Genomic DNA, 18,806 nt, shown 5'->3' with positions numbered 1-18,806 from the left:
CGATGCGCTTCAACCTTTCCGAATGGGCGCTGCGTAATCGCCAGATCGTACTGTTCCTGATGCTTTTGCTGGCCATCGTCGGCGCCTTGTCCTACACCAAACTGGGCCAGAGCGAAGACCCGCCGTTCACCTTCAAGGCCATGGTGATCCAGACCCGCTGGCCGGGCGCGACCGCGCAAGAAGTCTCGCGTCAGGTCACCGAGCGCATCGAAAAGAAACTGATGGAAACCGGCGAGTACGAACGCATCGTGTCGTTCTCCCGCCCGGGTGAATCCCAGGTCACCTTCATTGCCCGCGACTCCATGCATTCGGTGGACATCCCCGACCTCTGGTATCAGGTGCGCAAAAAGGTCAGCGACATTCGCCAGACCTTGCCGCCGGGGATTCAGGGGCCGTTTTTCAACGACGAATTCGGCACCACGTTCGGCAACATCTATGCGCTGAGCGGCGACGGTTTCGACTACGCGGTGCTCAAGGATTACGCCGACCGTATCCAGATCCAGCTGCAACGGGTCAAGGATGTCGGCAAGGTCGATCTGCTCGGTTTGCAGGACGAGAAGATCTGGGTCGAGCTGTCCAACGTTAAACTCGCCACCCTCGGCTTGCCGCTGGCCGCCGTGCAGCAGGCGCTGGAAGAACAGAACGCGGTGTCCACCGCCGGCTTCTTCGAGACTGGCAGCGAGCGCTTGCAACTGCGGGTCTCGGGGAATTTCCGGACCGTGGACGAGATTAAGAATTTCCCGATCCGGGTCGGTGACCGGACGTTCCGCATTTCCGATGTCGCCGATGTGCATCGCGGGTTCAACGACCCGCCAGCGCCGCGCATGCGCTTCATGGGCGAAGACGCCATTGGCCTCGCGGTGGCGATGAAGGATGGCGGCGATATTCTGGTGCTGGGCAAGGCGCTGGAAGGCGAGTTCTCGCGTCTGCAGAAAAACCTGCCGGCCGGCATGCAACTGCGCAAAGTGTCCGACCAACCGGCAGCGGTGAAAACCGGGGTTGGCGAGTTCGTCCAAGTGCTGGTCGAGGCGCTGGCGATCGTGTTGCTGGTGAGCTTCTTCTCCCTTGGTGTGCGCACCGGCATGGTGGTCGCGCTGACCATTCCGCTGGTGCTGGCGATGACGTTCGCCTGCATGTATTACCTCGGCATCGGCCTGCACAAGATTTCCCTCGGCGCGCTGGTGCTGGCGCTGGGCTTGCTGGTGGACGACGCGATCATCGCCGTGGAAATGATGGCGATCAAAATGGAGCAGGGCTTCGACCGGATCAAGGCGGCGAGCTATGCCTGGACCAGCACCGCGTTCCCGATGCTCACCGGTACGCTGATCACCGCCGCAGGCTTTTTGCCGATCGCCACGGCGCAGTCCGGCACCGGCGAATACACTCGCTCGATCTTCCAGGTGGTGACCATCGCGTTGCTCGCCTCGTGGGTGGCCGCGGTGATGTTCGTGCCGTATCTGGGGGAAAAACTTCTGCCGGACCTGGCGAAGATTCACGCCGCCAAACACGGTACGGTTGACGGCCACGCGGACCCGTATGGCACGCCGTTCTATCAGCGGGTTCGGCGCCTGGTGGCGTGGTGTGTGGCGCACCGCAAGACTGTGATTGTGGCGACGGTGGGGCTGTTCATCGCGTCGGTGATGCTGTTTCGTTTCGTGCCGCAGCAGTTCTTCCCGGCCTCCAATCGACTGGAGTTGATGGTCGATCTGAAACTGGCCGAGGGCGCGTCGCTGGCCAACACCACGGCCGAGGTCAAACGCCTGGAAGCGATGCTCAAGGATCACGCCGGCATCGATAACTATGTGGCGTATGTCGGCACCGGTTCGCCGCGTTTCTACCTGCCGCTGGACCAACAACTGCCTGCGGCGAGCTTCGCCCAGTTTGTGGTGCTGGCGAAAAACATCGAGGAGCGCGAGACCCTGCGCACGTGGTTGATCAGCACCTTGAACGAGCAATTCCCGGCCTTGCGCTCGCGGGTGACACGTCTGGAAAACGGCCCGCCGGTCGGCTATCCGGTGCAGTTCCGTGTCACGGGTGAACACATCGACGAAGTCCGCGCGCTGGCGCGCAAAGTGGCGGCCAAGGTTCGCGAGAATCCACACGTGGTCAATGTGCACCTGGACTGGGAAGAACCGAGCAAGGTGGTGTACCTGAACATCGATCAGGACCGTGCCCGGGCGTTGGGCGTGAGCACGGCCAATCTGGCGAAATTCCTTCAGAGTTCGCTCACGGGTTCGAGTGTCAGCCAGTACCGCGAAGACAATGAATTGATCGAGATTCTGCTGCGCGGCACGGTGCATGAACGCACCGAGCTGTCGTTGCTGCCGAGCCTAGCGGTGCCGACCGATAACGGTCGCAGTGTGGCGTTGTCGCAGATTGCCACGCTGGAATACGGCTTTGAGGAAGGCGTCATCTGGCACCGCAATCGTCTGCCGACGGTGACGGTGCGTGCGGATATTTATGGCAAGGAGCAGCCGGCGACGCTGGTCAAGCAGATCGCTCCGACACTTGATCCGGTTCGCGCCGAATTGCCCGATGGTTACTTGCTGGAAGTTGGCGGTACGGTGGAGGACTCGGAGCGGGGTCAGAAGTCGGTGAATGCCGGGGTGCCGATGTTCATTGTGGTGGTGCTGACCTTGCTGATGGTGCAGTTGCGCAGTTTTTCGCGTACGGCGATGGTGTTTCTGACGGCGCCGCTGGGGTTGATCGGGGTGGTGTTGTTTCTGATGGTGTTCCGGCAGCCGTTCGGGTTTGTGGCGATGCTGGGGACGATTGCGCTGTCGGGGATGATCATGCGCAACTCGGTGATTCTGGTTGATCAGATCGAGCAGGATATTGCTTCGGGGCTGACGCCTTGGGAGGCGATTATCGAGGCGACGGTGCGGCGGTTTCGGCCGATCGTGTTGACGGCTTTGGCGGCGGTGCTGGCGATGATTCCTTTGTCGCGCAGTGTGTTTTTTGGGCCGATGGCGGTGGCGATTATGGGCGGGTTGATTGTGGCTACGGCGTTGACGCTGTTGTTTTTGCCTGCTTTGTATGCGGCTTGGTTCCGGGTTCGCAAAGACTCCGTTTGATTTGAGGTTTGCGTGGCGGCCTTCGGGCCGACCATGCTCTGGTTGTTCTTTGTGAATATCCGTTGTTTTGGGTGTTGCCGCTGGCGGTTCCGCTCTTACAGCGGGTCACTTTTGCAGACGCCCAAAAGTAACCAAAACGCTGGGCCCCGGCGTTCGGCCCTCGCCGTGGCTCGGGTTCCTTCGTTACGGGGTTCATCCGGGGGCATCGTCTACGGTTTGCTTCGCTGCACCTCCTCTCGATGTGTTTGGCTTCGCCAAACGGTCGCTGCGCTCCCACCCCCGGATAAACCCCTCCACTCAGCCTGCCGAAGGGGCCTTTCAGATCAAGAGCTGCAGCCGAGCTAACGCTCATCCTGTTGAGTGGTGAGAAGCGGATGCGGTCTGCTGTTGATTTCTGTGGGAGCTGCGGTGCGACGATTCGACTTGCCAGCGATGGCGGCCTGACAGCCGACCAGTCTCCAGCTGAATGCACTCAATCTAACTGTGGGAGCGAGCCTGCTCGCGATGGCGGCCTGTCAGCCGACCAATCTCCGACGGACCACACCCAATCCCATTGTGGGAACTGGACTGCTCGCGATGGCGGCCTGAAAGCCGACCAATCTCCAACGGACCACACCCAATCTCCTGTAGGAGCTGCCGAAGGCTGCGATCTTTTGACCTTGGCTTTTCAAAATCAAAAGCCGGATCAAAAGATCGCAGCCTTCGGCAGCTCCTGCATTGAGTCTGGTTGCGTTTAAGAATGTGTGAAAAAACCAGAACCTTCCCACAAGGTTTTCAGGTTGCCCGTCGGACGCGCGATCTCTAGCCTGAGTCTGTCGCTGCAAAAATCAGCGACCGGGTTTCGCAGCCCGGTTAAACTTCAGACGCACAGCGTCCACCATCCGAAAGCGGGCGCTTTTTTGTGCCTGTGTCATGGCGGTTGTGCGCGGGATACCTTCGGGTATGCCGGGTGCCTGAAGTCCCGGTCTGCGAACCTGCGTACAGCTGCCACCCTACATTCGTTTCGCAGCGAACTGTGGCGGCTCCACTACTTCAGGAGTTCCACCATGTTCAAACACACCCCCAACCCCCCAGAACCCGAAACCACCCCGGAACGGCCCACCGACCCCGTTTCCCCCTACGCCTTCCTCGATTCAAGAAAGCTTCACGATGCGGCCCTGCGTGCCCTTGATCACTATCTGAGGCCTGCGGATAAACCACCAAAACCCGTCGGCCATCCCAGCACAATCTTCACCGTCATCCCTGAAGTCGATTCGGAAACCCTGCTGGCCCATGCCTGTGAAACACTCGCCTCAGCCAATGTCATGGCCGCTGAGTTGGCGTTTACCTTGAGCGGTCCGACGTGCAGTCAGTTGCTTGGCATCCAGCAGATGATTTCGCTCGCTGAGCTGTCGGTAAACCGCGTTCTCGATCAAGTCGATCCGCAAGGCTGACAAGTAATAAAAAGCCCGCTGACCTTCACAGGTTCAGCGGGCTTTTGCGTGCAGCGGCAAAAATTACAATGTGCCGAACACTTTCTTGGCAAGGCCAGTCGCCGCAGCGGCCGGGTTCTTGCGAAGGGTTTCTTCCTGTTTGCCGATCATTTCGAACAGGCCGTTCAGCGCTTGTTCGGTGACGTAGTTTTCGACGTTGGCGCTCTTTGCGTCCACCACGCCAAAGGTCGCGGCCTGGCCGGCGAAGGCGTTGTATTTCTGCGCTACGCCGACCTTGTCGGTGGCTTGTTTGACGATGGGCAGGAACTTGGCGCGGATCTGTTCGCGGCTGGTTTTGTCCAGGTATTGGGTGGCCGAGTCGTTGCCGCCGCTGAGGATGCCTTTGGCGTCGGCCACGCTCATTTTTTTCACGGCGTCGACGAGGATCGGCTGGGCCTGGGTCACGGCGTTTTCCGCAGCCTTGTTCATCGCGGTTTCGAGTTCTTCGACCTGGGCGCCCATGCCGAAGGCTTTCATTTTGCTGGCGGCTTTACCGAGTTTGCCCGGCAGTTCGATTTTCACCTCCGGGTTGTTGCTGAAGCCACCCGGGGTGCCCAGTTGTTTGACGGCCAGTTGCGCGCCTTGGGTCAGGGCGTCCTTGAGACCGCCGGTAGCGTCTTGTTGCGACAGGTCGCTGAGCGACAGCGCGAGCACGTTGGCGGAGATCAGCAAGCCCGCGCACAGGCCGGCGAAGCGAAGGGTAGGGCGGAACATGGCAGCTTCCTTGATAGACAATTAGCGAATCGCGTCGACGCGGATTTTCAGCGGCTGCGGATCGTTGCCGTCCAGTTGCACGGCGTGGTTTTCGGTGGTGATGAACATCAGTTCGCCGTTGACTTCGATGCGCGCGCTGACCGAGTAGCGGTGGCCGGGTTTGACCTGCGCCGGATCGTAGCTCAAATGGAACGGCAGCGGCACCTGGCCTTTGACCGGGCCTTTCTGTTCGTCGAGCACCACGGCCGGGGCGTCGGCCAGCGAGACATCCTGCAGGCTCACGCTGAGGGTTGCGCTCGGTGGCAGGGCGATGCGCTGCAGGTAGAACACTTCGCCGTCGAGGCCGACTTTGCCGGCGGGGGTGGTCGACTGGCAGGCGCTGAGCAGGGTGGCGGCGGCAAGCAGAGTCAGTTTTTTCATAGTGTTCTCCATTCAATTGTAGGCGTGAGCCTGCTCGCGATAGCAGTGTGTCAGACGACAGTGATGCCGACTGACACGACGCCTTCGCGAGCAAGCTCGCTCCCACCAGGTTTACATCAGGCTTGTGGCTGTATGGCCGGTTGATCCGCCGCATCTTCACTGCGATGCAACGCCACCTGTCGAATCGACAAGCGAATATCCGCCGGCAACACGCGTTTGGCCGCGCCCTCGGCCAATTCGCCGAGCAGTTCGTGGTAGCTCAGCTTGCCGGCTTCGTCGCGACGCAGCACGTCGAGGTCGAGCAGGGTCTGGATGAAGTGGCGGAACAGGCTCTTGTCGAAGAACTCCGGGGCATTCAGGCCGTGCAGGATCGACAGGCGCTGGGCCATGACCGTGCACAGGTCTTCCAGTTCTTCGGCGCTGATGCTGTTCTGCCCGGCGTTGAGCAGCAGCGAGACGGTCATGTAGAAGCGCTGCAGGGTCTGCGCGATGCTTTTCGACAGCAGGGTCAGCAGCACAAAGTGTCGCGAACTCGGCGCGGGGCGCAGGTACACCTCCTTCTCGAACCGCAGCAGTCCTTGCTCGACGAAGGCTTCCAGCCATTGATCGACCACAGCGTCGAGTTCGTCCAGGCTCCAGCGAATGAACAGTTCCGCCTGCAGGTACGGGTACAGCGCGCGGGTGTAGCGCAGGATCTGTTCGCGGCTCATGCGCGAGGTGCTCTGGAAGAAGCTCGCCAGCAGCGCCGGCAACGCGAAGATGTGCAGCACGTTGTTGCGGTAGTAGGTCATCAGGACGGCGTTTTGCTCGTCCAGATAGAGAATCTTGCCCAGTGCATCGTTCTGCTCGGCGAGCAGGTCCATGTCTTTCACATGCTCGATCAGCGCGCGGCCATCGCCTTCCGGCAATGTCGTGTGCGGCGAATACGGGACTTTGCGCAGCAGCGCCAGGTAAAGGTCCAGCACCCGCGCCATGGCGCGGTCGTCCAGCGCCAGGCGGGTGGTCGAGAGCAGCGCCAGCGCCACCAGGTTGACCGGGTTGATCGCCGCCGCTTCGTTCAGGTGCTGCGCGACTTTCTCGCCGAGGCGGTTAGTGGTCTCGTTGAGCCATGCCGGTTTGTACTGCGGGCCGAGTTCCTGCTGGCGCCAGCCCGGCTGTTCGCTGTCGAGGAATTCTGCGAGTTTGATTGGCTCGCCGAAGTTCACCGCGACCTGGCCGAAGCGCTGCTTGAGCGCGCCGATGACTTTGAAGATGTCGAAGATCGACTCTTTCTTCTTGCTCGCGCCGCGCAGCTCGCCGAGGTAAGTGCGACCTTCCAGCACGCGCTCATAACCGATGTACACCGGTACAAAGACGATCGGCATCCGCGACGAACGCAGGAAGCTGCGCATCGTGATGGCGAGCATGCCGGTTTTCGGTTGCAGCATGCGCCCGGTGCGCGAGCGGCCGCCCTCGACGAAGTACTCGACCGGGAAACCTTTGGTGAACAGGGTGTGCAGGTATTCGTTGAACACCGAGGTGTACAGCGGATTGCCCTTGAACGTGCGACGCATGAAGAACGCGCCGCCACGGCGCAGCAAGCTGCCGATCACCGGCATGTTCAGGTTGATCCCGGCGGCGATGTGCGGCGGGGTCAGGCCGTTGCGGAACAGCAAGTACGAGAGCAGCAGGTAGTCGATATGGCTGCGGTGGCACGGCACGTAGATCACTTCGTGACCCTGAGCGACCTGCTGCACGCCTTCGATGTGGTTGACCTTGATGCCGTCGTAGATCTTGTTCCAGAACCAGCTCAGCACCACTTCAAGAAAGCGGATCGCGGTGTAGGTGTAGTCCGAGGCGATCTCGTTGCCGTAGCGCAACGCCTGGGCCTTGGCCTTTTCCGGGGAGATGTTCTCGCGCTCGGCTTCCTCGAGGATCGCTTGTTTGACCAGTGGCTGGTTGAGCAGGCCCTTGACCAGATTGCGTCGGTGCGAGATGTCCGGGCCGATTACTGCCGCCTTCAGGTTGCGGAAGTGCACGCGCAGGATGCGCTGGGCCATGCGCACGGTGCGTTCGTGGCCCTTGTTGTGCTCGATCAGTTCGCGCAGGTGAATCGGCGCCGAGAACTGCACACGGGTTTTACGCCCCAGGACGATGATGCTCAGCAGCCGGCGCAAGCGCCCGGTGACCGCCCAGCTATCGGCGAACAACAGCTTCCATGGGCTGTTTTCGCTGTCCGGCGACTGGCCCCAGAACACGCTGACCGGAATGATCTGCGCGTCTTCGGCGGCGTTTTGCGTCAGGGCGCTGACCAGTCGGGTCAGGGTCGGCGGCGCACCGCGCTTGTCCTGACGGCCGAGCCAGTCCGGGTCCGGCGTCAGGTAGAAGAACGCCGCTGGCTCGATCAGCGAACCCACCGACACCGGCAACACCGGACGTGGCAGGCCGGCCTTGGTGCACTCGGTATCGACCACCGCCAGATCGGTGAGCGAGGGGTTTTGCAGGACGTAGAACACCGGACGACTGCGGTCGAGGTTGAGGGTGAGCGACGACTGGTTGATCGTCTCGGAGCGAACCCAGAGGTACAACAGTCGGCGCAAGGTGCCAAACACAAGACGGCGGAACGGGGAACGGGTCATACGGCTTCTGCGTGAGTGAATAAAACCGAGCAACTGCTCGGGCGGTCGACAGTTTGCCGTATTCGCCGAAAATCGGCAAAAAAGCGGCGAAGTAAACTCCTGTTGAGAGTTTTCGTGCCTGTCATATACTCGGCAATCTGTCGCCGGGGCCCTTTATGGACGTCGGGCGCAGTCTGACGTTCCGCTAAGGCTTTCCTGCGAAAAGCCTGTTCAATAATAAAAAAGGAGTATGAACAGATGGCAACACGTGAAACCGGCAATGTGAAGTGGTTCAACGACGCCAAGGGCTACGGCTTCATTCAGCGCGAGGACGGGGTGGACGTGTTCGTGCACTACCGCGCGATTCGCGGTGAAGGGCATCGGTCGCTGACCGAGGGGCAGCAGGTCGAGTACGCGGTGATTACCGGCGAGAAGGGTTTGCAGGCTGAGGATGTTGTAGGCCTGTAACCTTGAAGATCAAAAGATCGCAGCCTCCGGCAGCTCCTACAGGTGTACACATGACCCTGTAGGAGCTGCCGGAGGCTGCGATCTTTTGCTTTTAGGCGGTCTTCCAGGTGATCTCTTCTTCACCGTCGGCACTGATGCGAATCCAGCGATCCGCTGTCTCTTCACCTTCTTCCTCGACCCACGTCCCCGGAGCGCAGCGCACTTCGACGTTCAGCGCGGCAAACGCGGCGCGGGCGCAGGCGATGTCGTCGTCCCAAGGGGTCGCATCGCTTTCCAGATACAGACTGTTCCACTTGCCCACGGCTTTCGGCAGCCAGGTCACCGGGATGTTGCCGGCCTTGCACTTCCAGGTCTGGCCTTTCTGTACCCAGTCGCTGCACGGGCCCAGTGCTTCGCCGAGCCAGGCGGAAATCGCCTTGTGGTCGACGTCGGCGTCTTTCAGGTAAATCTCGATATCCGGTTGGCGCATGGATGTCCTCACTGCGGGTCTGAAAAATCCATTCGCGGATTTAGCCGGCCCCGGGCACTCGCCCGAGACCATAAGTTATTGAAGAACGAAATAATCGTAGCGCATCGACACGGTGGTCACGAACGGCTCGGCCTGTTCGATCACCGCGGCGCGGCGTTCGGCACTGGCGCGCCAGCCGTGGGGGGTCATCGCCAACAGGTTGGCGCGATCCTCGGGCTTGTCCAGCGTCAGCTTGAATTCCAGGGTTTCGCTGTGCGCCAGCGCCATGCCTTCGGGCACCAGGGCCAGATGCTTGTCGTCGGTGTATTCGCGCACTTCGTCGTACAGGCGTTCGCGCAGCTCCATCAGGTGGCCGCTGGTCGGGCCGACCTTCATCAGGCCGCCGCCGACGCTGAGCAGACGCTTGGCTTCTTGCCAGTCCAGCGGGCTGAAGACGCTGGCGAGAAACTGGCAACTGCCCGACGCCAACGGCACGCGGGCCATGCTGGCAATCAACCAGGTCAGCGCCGGGTTGCGCTTGCAGGCGCGTTTGACCGCCTCGCGGGAGATGTCCAGCGCGTAGCCATCGGCATCCGGCAAGGCCTCGGCGATTTGCGCGGTGTAGTAACCCTCGCCACAGCCGATGTCGACCCAGCGTGCCGGCGCATAACCCGCCGCCAGCTCGGCCAGACGTTTGGCCACCGGCGCGTAATGCCCGGCATTCAGGAAGTCGCAGCGCGCTTCCACCATCGCCTGATTGTCGCCAGGGTCGCGGCTGTTCTTGTGCTGCACCGGCAACAGGTTCAGGTAACCCTGGCGCGCACGGTCGAAGCGGTGGCCGGCGGGGCAGACCACGCCGTTGTCCACGCTGTTCAGCGGTTCACTGCAGATCGGGCACGCGAGCATCAGGCGAGCAACTTGATCAGGGTCTGGTAGTAGATCTCGGTCAGCACGTCGAGATCGGCCGCCAGTACGCGTTCGTTGACCTGATGAATGGTCGCGTTGACCGGGCCCAGTTCAACCACTTGGGTGCCCATGGTCGCGATGAAACGGCCATCGGACGTGCCGCCGCTGGTCGACGCCTTGGTCTCGCGGCCGGTGATGTCGCGGATGCTCGACGACACCGCGTCGAGCAGCGCGCCCGGCTCGGTGAGGAACGGCAGGCCGGACAGCGCCCAGTCGATGTGCCAGTCCAGGCCGTGCTTGTCGAGGATATCGGCCACGCGCTTCTGCAAGCCTTCGACGGTGGATTCGGTGGAGAAACGGAAGTTGAACACCGCCACCAGATCACCCGGGATCACGTTGGTCGCGCCGGTGCCGGAGTTGATGTTGGAAATCTGGAAACTGGTCGGCGGGAAGAAGTCGTTGCCGTGGTCCCAGTGCTCGGCGGCCAGTTCGGCCAGTGCCGGAGCGGCGAGGTGGATCGGGTTCTTCGCCAGATGCGGGTAGGCCACGTGGCCCTGAATACCGCGCACGGTGAGCTTGGCACCGAGGGAGCCGCGCCGACCGTTCTTCACCACGTCGCCTACCAGCGTGGTGCTCGACGGTTCGCCAACGATGCACCAGTCCAGACGCTCGTTGCGCGCCGCCAGACGTTCAACCACAGCCTTGGTGCCGTGGTGCGCCGGGCCTTCTTCGTCGCTGGTGATCAGGAAGGCGACCTTGCCTTTGTGGTTCGGGTAGTCGGCGACGAAACGTTCGGCGGCCACGGTCATCGACGCCAGGCTGCCTTTCATGTCGGCCGCGCCACGGCCGCAGAGCATGCCGTGCTCGTCGATGACGGCGTTGAACGGGTCGATCTGCCAGGCCGTCACCGGACCGGTCGGCACCACGTCGGTGTGGCCGGCGAAGCACAGCACCGGGCCGTCGCCGTTACCGTGTGTGGCCCAGAAGTTGTCCACGTCTTCGATGCGCATCGGCTCGAGGGTGAAACCGGCATCGCCCAGGCGCTGCATCATCTGCTTCTGGCAATCGGCGTCGACCGGCGTCACGGACGGACGGCGGATCAGGTCGATGGCGAGTTGGAGGGTCGGCGAAAGGTCGGCGTGGGCCGTCATGTAATAACTCCGGGGTGCGCACGGTAAACCTGTAGGAGCTGCCGCAGGCTGCGATCTTTTGATTTTGTTTTTTAGAATCTACAGCAAGATCAAAAGATCGCAGCCTGCGGCAACTCCTACAGGATGTGTTGGCATTGAAAAAGGCGACCATTCTAATGCAAAACGGCGACCCGAAGGCCGCCGTTTGACGTTCAACAATAACTGATCAAGCGGCGGCCGCTTCAGGCTCCGGCGCCGGTTTTGGCAGCGACGAGAGAAACGCCATGATCAGCGCCGCGACGTACGGCAGCGATTGCACCAGCAGCATCGCCACCCAGAAGCGCATGTCGTTGCTCGGAATGCCTTGCACCAGGTAGATCCCCAGCGCCGCGCCCCACAACAGCAGCATGATGAACAGCTCTTCCCGGGCCTCGGAAATCGCCACCCAGAAGCCGTGGTTGTCGGCGTTTTTCGGTGTGCGGAAGAACGGAATGCTGCTGGTGAAGAAACCGTACAGCACCGCTTTGGCGATGGTGTGCGACAACGCCAGGCCGGCCAGCGCCGCGCAGAACGCATCCTTGAGGTTCACGCCGACGGCGCGACGGTACAGGAAGATGATCTTGCCGACCTTGAACACGAACAGCGCCAATGGCGGGATTGCGAAGATCAGCAGTGGCGGATCGACCCGTTGCGGCACGATGATCATCGCCGCCGACCACAACAGTGCGCCGACGGTGAAGAAGATGTTCATGCCGTCCGCGACCCACGGCAGCCAGCCCGCGAGGAAGTGGTAACGCTGGCCACGGGTCAACTCGGTGTCCTTGCCGCGCAGCAGGCTGCGGGTGTGACGCTTGATAATCTGGATCGCGCCGTAGGCCCAGCGGAAACGCTGTTTCTTGAAGTCGATGAAGGTGTCCGGCATCAGGCCCTTGCCGTAACTGTCGTGGTAATACGCCGCCGACAGACCTTTTTCGAACACGCGCAGACCCAGTTCGGCGTCTTCACAGATGCACCAGTCGGCCCAGCCCAGTTCTTCCAGAACCGAACGGCGGGTCATGGTCATGGTGCCGTGCTGGATGATCGCGTCACGGTCGTTGCGGGTGACCATGCCGATATGGAAGAAGCCTTTGTATTCGGCGTAGCAGAGCTTCTTGAAGGTGCTTTCGTTCTGGTCGCGATAATCCTGCGGCGACTGCACCACGGCGATTTTCGGATCGGCGAAGTGCGGCACCATGTGCTTGAGCCAGTTCGGATGCACGCAATAGTCGGAGTCGATGACGGCAATGACTTCGGCGTCCTTGGCGGTGTGCGGAATCAGGTAGTTCAGCGCGCCGCCCTTGAACCCTGCCAATGGCGCAACGTGGAAGAACTTGAAGCGCGGGCCGAGGGTGGCGCAGTAGTCGCGCACCGGTTCCCACACGGCCGGGTCTTTAGTGTTGTTGTCGATGATCAGGACTTCATAGTCCGGGTAATCAAGGGCCGCCAGGGCGTCGAGGGTCTGTTTGACCATGTCCGGCGGCTCGTTGTAGCAGGGCACGTGAATCGAGACTTTCGGCCGGTAGTCCGAATCACCGATCACCGGCAGGAATTCACGTCGACGCTTGTGAATCCACACCGCTTCGGCCAGTTCATGCGCCTCGGTGAGCAACACGATGAACACCCCGAGCGCACCCAGCGCCAGGAGGAAACCCACCGTCAAGCTGAACCACGTGCTGTATTGCTGGCTGTAGTCGTAGCCGATCCACACCAGCACCGAACCGCAGAGGAACGCGATAAAGGTCAGGAAGGTACGGCCACGCTGACGCAGCGCCGAGCCGTCGATCATCAGCAGGGTCAGCGACAGCAGCGCCAGCACTACCGAACCGATGGCCAGCACGCGCCATTGCGGGATCGCTACCACCGGGCCTTCGAAGTTGAATTTCTGCTGGCGCGCGGCGTTGAACACGCCCCAATACGCGCCCACCGAACCTTCGTCACTGGCCTTCCACGGCTGATCGAAGGCTTCGATCACGAAGTAGTTGAAGCCTTGGCGGTTGAGCTTGTTGACCAGCGTACGCAGGTAAATAGCCTGATCCGCTGGCGACGCATCGGCACCACCGCGCATGCGGCCGTTGCTCGGCCAGCCGACTTCGGACAGCAGCAACGGCTTTTTCGGGAACATCTTTTTCAGGTCGCGGGCACGGTCGAAGACGAACTGCCCGGCCTTGTCGACGGGGATGAATTCCCAGTAAGGCAGCACGTGCGCGGCGATCAGGTCGACGTGTTTGGCCAGTTCCGGGTGTTCTTCCCAGACGTGCCACTGCTCGGAGGTGGTCACCGGCACTTTCACCGCTGCGCGTACCCGATCCAACAGCACGCTCAGTTGTTCGGCGGTGATTTCCTTGCGGAAGATCGCCTCGTTGCCGACCACCACGCGAACCACGCTGCGCGAAGTGTTGGCCAGTTCGATGGCGCGCTGGATTTCCCGCTCGTTGCGTTCCTGATCGGGGCTGATCCAGATCCCGAGGGTCACGCGCAGACCGAACTCTTCCGCCAGTTTCGGGATGTCCTGCAGCGAACCGTCGACCGAGTAGATGCGGATGTTGTCCGTCAGCTTGCTCATGATCTCCAGATCGCGGCGCATTTCATCGTCAGTCGGATATTGATCCTTCTGTGGGAATTGTCCCTGCTGGAATGGCGAATAGGAGAAACCGGAGATCTGCTCCGGCCAGTCGGGCGCGGAGACCGGGCGGTTGATCAGCGCCCAGAAACCGGTGAACAGGGCGGCGATTGCCAGAACCACCACCAGGTTGAGACCAAATTTACGCGATGACATAGCTATTTCGGGTTCCAAAGGCTGTGGAACGAAGGAACGGATCGGCTTACGCCAAAAGGGCGCGAATCCTACACCGGCAGTTCACCGCTCGTACACCAGACAGGGAAATGCCGGACATTGGGCAGTCCAACCTGATTTAAGTTCTTTAGTAACAGCTTGTAAGAGAAAACTTTGTTCAGTGTGGCATCAATTTCCTGTGGCGAGGGAGCTTGCGCCCGCTGGACTGCGCAGCAGGCCGCTTTTTTGGGCCGCTTCGCGACCCAGCGGGAGCAAGCTCCCTCGCCACAAAGGTTGTGTGAAAACGGCTGTGGTTGCCGCTCATAGCGTCAAAGATGCTCTTGGCCGCCGACAGCCCTATAATGCGCGCCGGTTTTTGGGGTAATGGTCATGAGTACAGAAGATCCACGGTTTGCAGGCATCGCCCGTTTGTATGGCATCGAGGGCCTCGAGCGCCTGCGTGCGGCCCATGTGGCGATTGTCGGCGTCGGTGGCGTCGGTTCCTGGGCGGCGGAAGCCATGGCCCGCTGCGGCGTGGGCGAGATTTCGCTGTTCGATCTGGACGACGTCTGTGTCAGCAACGCCAACCGCCAGTTGCATGCGCTGGACAGCACCGTCGGCAAACCCAAGGTCGAGGTAATGGCCGAGCGCCTGCGCGGGATCAACCCGGATTGCACGGTGCATGCGGTGGCCGACTTCGTCACCCGCGACACCATGGCCGAATACATCACGCCAGACATCGACTGCGTGATCGACTGCATCGACGCGGTCAACGCCAAGGCTGCGCTGATCGCCTGGTGCAAGCGCCGCAAGATCCAGATCATCACCACCGGCGGCGCCGGCGGGCAGATCGATCCGACGCTGATTCAAGTGTGCGACCTCAACCGTACCTTCAACGACCCACTGGCCTCGAAAGTGCGTTCGACCCTGCGTCGTGACTACGGCTTCTCGCGCACCGTGACCCGTCATTACAGCGTGCCGTGCGTGTTCTCCACCGAACAGCTGCGCTATCCGAAACCGGACGGCAGCATCTGTTTGCAGAAGAGTTTTGTCGGCGATGGCGTGAAACTCGACTGCGCTGGCGGGTTTGGCGCGGTGATGATGGTCACGGCAACGTTCGGCATGGTCGCGGCGACCAAGGCGGTGGACAAGATTGTGGCGGGTGTTCGGCGCCCGGCGGATCGCATTAAACCGACTAGCTAGCAAATCTTGTGGCGAGGGGATTTATCCCCGATGGGGTGCGAAGCGCCCCCAGATCTGCTTCCTCGGAGTGTCAGGCAGACCGCATGTGTAGATTTTGGGGCCGCCTTGCAGCCCATCGGGGATAAATCCCCTCGCCACAGGGTTAACCTGCCAGCTCATTCATCCGCTTGAGCACGGCATTCAAGCCATTGCTGCGCGACGGCGACAACTGCCGCGACAGCCCCAGCTGATTGAACCAGTCCGGCAGATCAACTTGCTGCAATCCAGCAGCGCTCAGGCCATTGACCCGCAACAGCAACAACGCCACCAACCCGCGAATCATCCGTGCATCACTGCTTGCCGAAAACTGCCAGTGGCCGGCATTCAGCGAGCCCACCAGCCACACTTGGCTTTCACAACCATGCACGCGGTTGGCGTCGTTTTTATCCGCATCGTCCAGCGGCGGCAGACGATCACCGAACTGCATCAGCAATCGCGCCCGTTGTTCCCAACCGGCAGCGTTCTGAAAGGTCTGCAGCGCTTCGGCAGCGGCCCGCGGCAGGCTCATCGCAACAACTCCAAGGCCTGATCCAGCGCTTCAAAGAAACGCTCCAGATCCTCGGAATCGTTGTACAGCGCCAGCGACACCCGAATCGCCCCGGCCAGCTCGAAGCTTTTCAGCAACGGCATGGCGCAGTGATGCCCGGCGCGCACGGCGATGCCTTGCTCGGTCAGCAGGTGCGCCAGGTCGGCGTTGTGCACACCGTCGACGACAAAACTCGCCAGCGCCAGTTGCGGCTTGCCCAGCAGGCGAGTGCCATTGCGGGCGGCGAGGCCTTGCAGCAGATAGTCGTGCAGTGCCGCTTCATGGGCCGACACCGCGTCCTGATCCAGCCCGGCCAGATAGTCGAGGGTCGCACCGAGGCCGATCACGCTGGCAATCGGCGGCGTACCCGCCTCGAAACCCAGCGGGGCAGGGCGGAAGCGTGAATCGTGATAATTGGCTTCCAGCACCATTTCGCCGCCGAACTGCCACGGCTTCAGGTGCTCGAGCGCCTCGTTGCGCCCGAACAGCACGCCGAGGCCATCGGGGCCGTACAGCTTGTGGCTGGAAAATACATAGAAGTCGCAACCCAGCGCCTGCACGTCGTGGCGACCGTGCACCACACCTTGCGCGCCATCGACCACGGTCAGCGCGTTCTGCGCCTTGGCCATCGCCAGCAGCGCCGGCAGCGGTTGCCAGGCACCGAGCACGTTGGACAACTGACTGACCGCCAGCAAGCGGGTGCGTGGACCGATCAGGCCTGCGGCGGCGTCGAGGTCGATCACGCCGTCGGCGTCCAGCGGCAGGATCACCAGTTTCAGGTCGCGACGTTGCGCCAGTTGCTGCCACGGCAGCAGGTTGGCGTGATGCTCCAGGGCGCTGATGACAATTTCATCGCCCGGATGGAAAAAATGTTCCAGGCCATACGCCAGGAGATTCAGCGCACTGGTGGCGCCGTGGGTGAAGATGATTTGCCCGCTGTCACCGGCATTGAGCCACTGGGCAACCTTGAGCCGACTGTCTTCGAACGCCTGTGTCGCGTGAGCCCCGGGCAGGTGTTGCGCACGATGAACATTGGCCGCGCCGTTGGCGTAGTAATGGGTCAGTGCGTCAAGCAGGGCTTGCGGTTTTTGCGTGGTGGCGGCGTTGTCCAGATAGGTCTGGTCTTGCCGTTGCAGGGCGGCGATGGCCGGAAAGTCGGCGCGCCAGGGGGAGGGAATCATCACAGTTTTTAGCCCTGGTGAAGAGGGGCGGGATTTACGCCAAACCCTGTAGGAGTGAGCCTGCTCGCGATGGCGCCCGTGAGGACGCCAAAAAGCATCGCGAGCAGGCTCGCTCCTACAGTGAATCGTTTAACGCTTAGTTGTGAGCGTGCAGCGCTTCGTTCAGCTCGATCGCCGATTTGTGGGTTTTGCACTCCACGGCACCGGTTTCCGAATTGCGACGGAACAACAGGTCGGTCTGACCCGCCAGCTCGCGGGCTTTCACCACCTTGACCAGATTGTTGTGCTCGTCCAGCAGCGCCACCTTGGTGCCGGCGGTCACGTACAGGCCCGACTCGACGGTGTTGCGGTCGCCCAACGGAATACCGATACCGGCGTTGGCGCCGATCAGGCAGCCTTCGCCAACCTTGATCACGATGTTACCGCCACCCGACAGGGTGCCCATGGTCGAGCAGCCGCCGCCCAGGTCCGAACCCTTGCCGACGAATACGCCAGCGGACACGCGGCCTTCGATCATGCCCGGGCCTTCGGTGCCGGCGTTGAAGTTGATGAAGCCTTCGTGCATCACGGTGGTGCCTTCGCCCACGTAGGCACCCAGACGCAGACGTGCGGCGTCAGCGATACGCACGCCGGCCGGCACCACGTAGTCGGTCATTTTCGGGAACTTGTCCACCGAGAACACTTCCAGCAACTCACCGCGCAGACGGGCTTCGAGTTGCAGCTCGGCCAGTTCGCTCAGGTCGATCGCGCCCTGGCTGGTCCAGGCGACGTTCGGCAGCAGCGGGAAGATCCCGGCCAGGCTCACGCCGTGCGGCTTGACCAGACGGTGGGACAGCAGGTGCAGCTTGAGGTAGGCCTCAGGTGTCGAGGTCAGCTGTGCGTCTTCGGCCAGCAGGGTGGCGACCAGCGGCTTGTGGCTCTCGGCCAGACGGGTCAGCAGCTTGCCTTGAACGGCGTCGATGCCTTTGACCGCTTCAGCCAGTTGCGCAGCCTGCGCGGTGGTGAAGGTGATGGCCTGGTTGCCTTCGGTGTAGCCGAGGATCGGCGCAACGGCGGCGACCAGTTCGTCCGACGGGTTGAGCAGCGGCTGGGCGTAGAACACTTCCAGCCACGCGCCTTGACGGTTCTGAGTGCCGACACCAAAGGCGATGCTGAACAGGGATTTGGACATGTGAATACCTCTAGCAATAAGTGACGGGCTGCTTTACTTGAGTGCGGCCGCGTAGATGTCTGGCTTGAAGCCAATCAGGGTTCGGTCACCGAGATCGAGCACCGGGCGCTTGATCATCGAGGGTTGAGCGAGCATCAGTTCGATGGCTTTCGACTGGTCGAGATCGGCTTTACGTTCGTCGTCGAGTTTGCGAAAGGTCGTGCCTGCACGGTTCAACACCGTTTGCCAGCCGTGCTCGTCACACCATTGGGTCAGGTGCTCACGGTCGATACCGGCGGTTTTGTAATCGTGGAAGTCGTAGCTGACAGCGTGTTCATCGAGCCAGGTGCGCGCCTTCTTCATGGTGTCGCAGGCTTTGATGCCGAAAAGGTGCAACGTTTTACTTGAAACGGTCAAGGAATCGCCCCCTTTACAGGTGCTGGAAAAAAATGGTGTCGGATTATGCCATGACCAAAGCGTTTCGGGCGCCCGGCTTCATTACCCTGCACAAATCCCTGTAGGAGCTGTCGAGTGAAACGAGGCTGCGATCTTTCGATTCTGTTTTTAACATCAAAAGATCGCAGCGTGCCGCAGCTCCTACACGGGGATCAGTGTCGGCGTGCGACATAGGTGCAACGGCCAGACGCATCCTAAGCCGCTAATATG

15 protein-coding genes are annotated in these 18,806 nt (G+C 61.3%); 4 read left to right on the top strand and 11 right to left on the bottom strand.

The annotated features are described in order from the left end of the window. Positions 1-2 precede the first annotated feature (2 nt). Together HBN98_RS03195 and HBN98_RS03190 are read left to right on the top strand one after the other, a co-directional pair. Positions 3-3,074, top strand: a complete 3,072-nt coding sequence (locus HBN98_RS03195) for an efflux RND transporter permease subunit (protein ID WP_083366891.1) — start codon at positions 3-5, stop codon at positions 3,072-3,074. 1,046 nt (positions 3,075-4,120) lie between these two features. Then, positions 4,121-4,507 carry a DUF6124 family protein gene (locus tag HBN98_RS03190; protein WP_083366890.1) on the top strand — a complete coding sequence of 129 codons (387 nt, stop codon included), beginning with the start codon at positions 4,121-4,123 and terminating at the stop codon, positions 4,505-4,507. A gap of 63 nt (positions 4,508-4,570) precedes the next feature. On the opposite strand, the gene HBN98_RS03185 is transcribed toward HBN98_RS03190, so the two are convergent. The 3 genes from HBN98_RS03185 to plsB form a co-directional block, all read right to left on the bottom strand. Next, positions 4,571-5,260 (bottom strand): DUF4197 domain-containing protein, encoded by a 690-nt coding sequence (locus HBN98_RS03185; RefSeq protein ID WP_083366889.1) that lies wholly within the window; start codon positions 5,258-5,260, stop codon positions 4,571-4,573. A gap of 21 nt (positions 5,261-5,281) precedes the next feature. Further along, on the bottom strand, positions 5,282-5,680 hold the full coding sequence (locus HBN98_RS03180) for a YbaY family lipoprotein (protein WP_003222082.1): 399 nt from the start codon (positions 5,678-5,680) through the stop codon (positions 5,282-5,284). Positions 5,681-5,796: 116 nt separating this feature from the next. Continuing rightward, positions 5,797-8,298 carry a glycerol-3-phosphate 1-O-acyltransferase PlsB gene (gene plsB, locus HBN98_RS03175; RefSeq protein ID WP_083366888.1) on the bottom strand — a complete coding sequence of 834 codons (2,502 nt, stop codon included), beginning with the start codon at positions 8,296-8,298 and terminating at the stop codon, positions 5,797-5,799. Between the two features lie 237 nt (positions 8,299-8,535). Here plsB and HBN98_RS03170 point away from each other — a divergent pair, with 237 nt between their 5' ends. Next, positions 8,536-8,745, top strand: a complete 210-nt coding sequence (locus HBN98_RS03170; RefSeq protein WP_007908870.1) for a cold-shock protein — start codon at positions 8,536-8,538, stop codon at positions 8,743-8,745. A gap of 91 nt (positions 8,746-8,836) precedes the next feature. Here the strand turns inward: HBN98_RS03170 and HBN98_RS03165 are convergent, their stop codons facing one another. The 4 genes from HBN98_RS03165 to HBN98_RS03150 all read right to left on the bottom strand — a co-directional run bounded on the left by HBN98_RS03165 (position 8,837) and on the right by HBN98_RS03150 (position 14,044). After that, positions 8,837-9,214, bottom strand: a complete 378-nt coding sequence (locus HBN98_RS03165; RefSeq protein WP_083366887.1) for a hypothetical protein — start codon at positions 9,212-9,214, stop codon at positions 8,837-8,839. A 75-nt stretch (positions 9,215-9,289) separates the two neighbouring features. After that, positions 9,290-10,099, bottom strand: a complete 810-nt coding sequence (locus HBN98_RS03160) for a putative RNA methyltransferase (RefSeq protein ID WP_083366886.1) — start codon at positions 10,097-10,099, stop codon at positions 9,290-9,292. Further along, a complete protein-coding gene (gene dapE / locus HBN98_RS03155; protein WP_064586170.1) occupies positions 10,099-11,250 on the bottom strand; it encodes a succinyl-diaminopimelate desuccinylase in 1,152 nt (383 codons plus the stop codon). Before dapE ends, HBN98_RS03160 begins: the two co-directional genes overlap by 1 nt. Before the next feature lie 205 nt (positions 11,251-11,455). Next, a complete protein-coding gene (locus HBN98_RS03150) occupies positions 11,456-14,044 on the bottom strand; it encodes a glycosyltransferase (protein WP_083366885.1) in 2,589 nt (862 codons plus the stop codon). 387 nt (positions 14,045-14,431) lie between these two features. Here HBN98_RS03150 and tcdA point away from each other — a divergent pair, with 387 nt between their 5' ends. After that, entirely contained in the window at positions 14,432-15,244 is an 813-nt protein-coding gene (gene tcdA / locus HBN98_RS03145) for a tRNA cyclic N6-threonylcarbamoyladenosine(37) synthase TcdA (RefSeq protein WP_373292934.1), read from the top strand. Between the two features lie 142 nt (positions 15,245-15,386). On the opposite strand, the gene HBN98_RS03140 is transcribed toward tcdA, so the two are convergent. From HBN98_RS03140 to HBN98_RS03125, 4 genes are all read right to left on the bottom strand, one after another. Then, positions 15,387-15,791, bottom strand: coding sequence for a SufE family protein (locus tag HBN98_RS03140; protein ID WP_083366883.1), 405 nt, complete (start codon positions 15,789-15,791; stop codon positions 15,387-15,389). Beyond that, positions 15,788-16,993, bottom strand: coding sequence for an aminotransferase class V-fold PLP-dependent enzyme (locus HBN98_RS03135; RefSeq protein WP_083366882.1), 1,206 nt, complete (start codon positions 16,991-16,993; stop codon positions 15,788-15,790). The genes HBN98_RS03140 and HBN98_RS03135 overlap by 4 nt, the downstream gene beginning before the upstream one ends. Positions 16,994-17,126: 133 nt before the next feature. Further along, on the bottom strand, positions 17,127-18,161 hold the full coding sequence (dapD, locus tag HBN98_RS03130) for a 2,3,4,5-tetrahydropyridine-2,6-dicarboxylate N-succinyltransferase (protein WP_064586175.1): 1,035 nt from the start codon (positions 18,159-18,161) through the stop codon (positions 17,127-17,129). Positions 18,162-18,194: 33 nt separating this feature from the next. Continuing rightward, complete coding sequence (locus tag HBN98_RS03125) at positions 18,195-18,557, bottom strand: ArsC family reductase (protein ID WP_003222107.1); 363 nt, start codon at positions 18,555-18,557, stop codon at positions 18,195-18,197. Positions 18,558-18,806: the final 249 nt, after the last annotated feature.

The sequence above is a fragment of the Pseudomonas koreensis genome, assembly GCF_012986595.1.
Taxonomy (GTDB): Bacteria; Pseudomonadota; Gammaproteobacteria; order Pseudomonadales; family Pseudomonadaceae; genus Aquipseudomonas; species Aquipseudomonas koreensis.
Note: the sequence above shows the minus strand (reverse complement) of the source record. Positions and strands in the feature narration are given on the sequence as shown.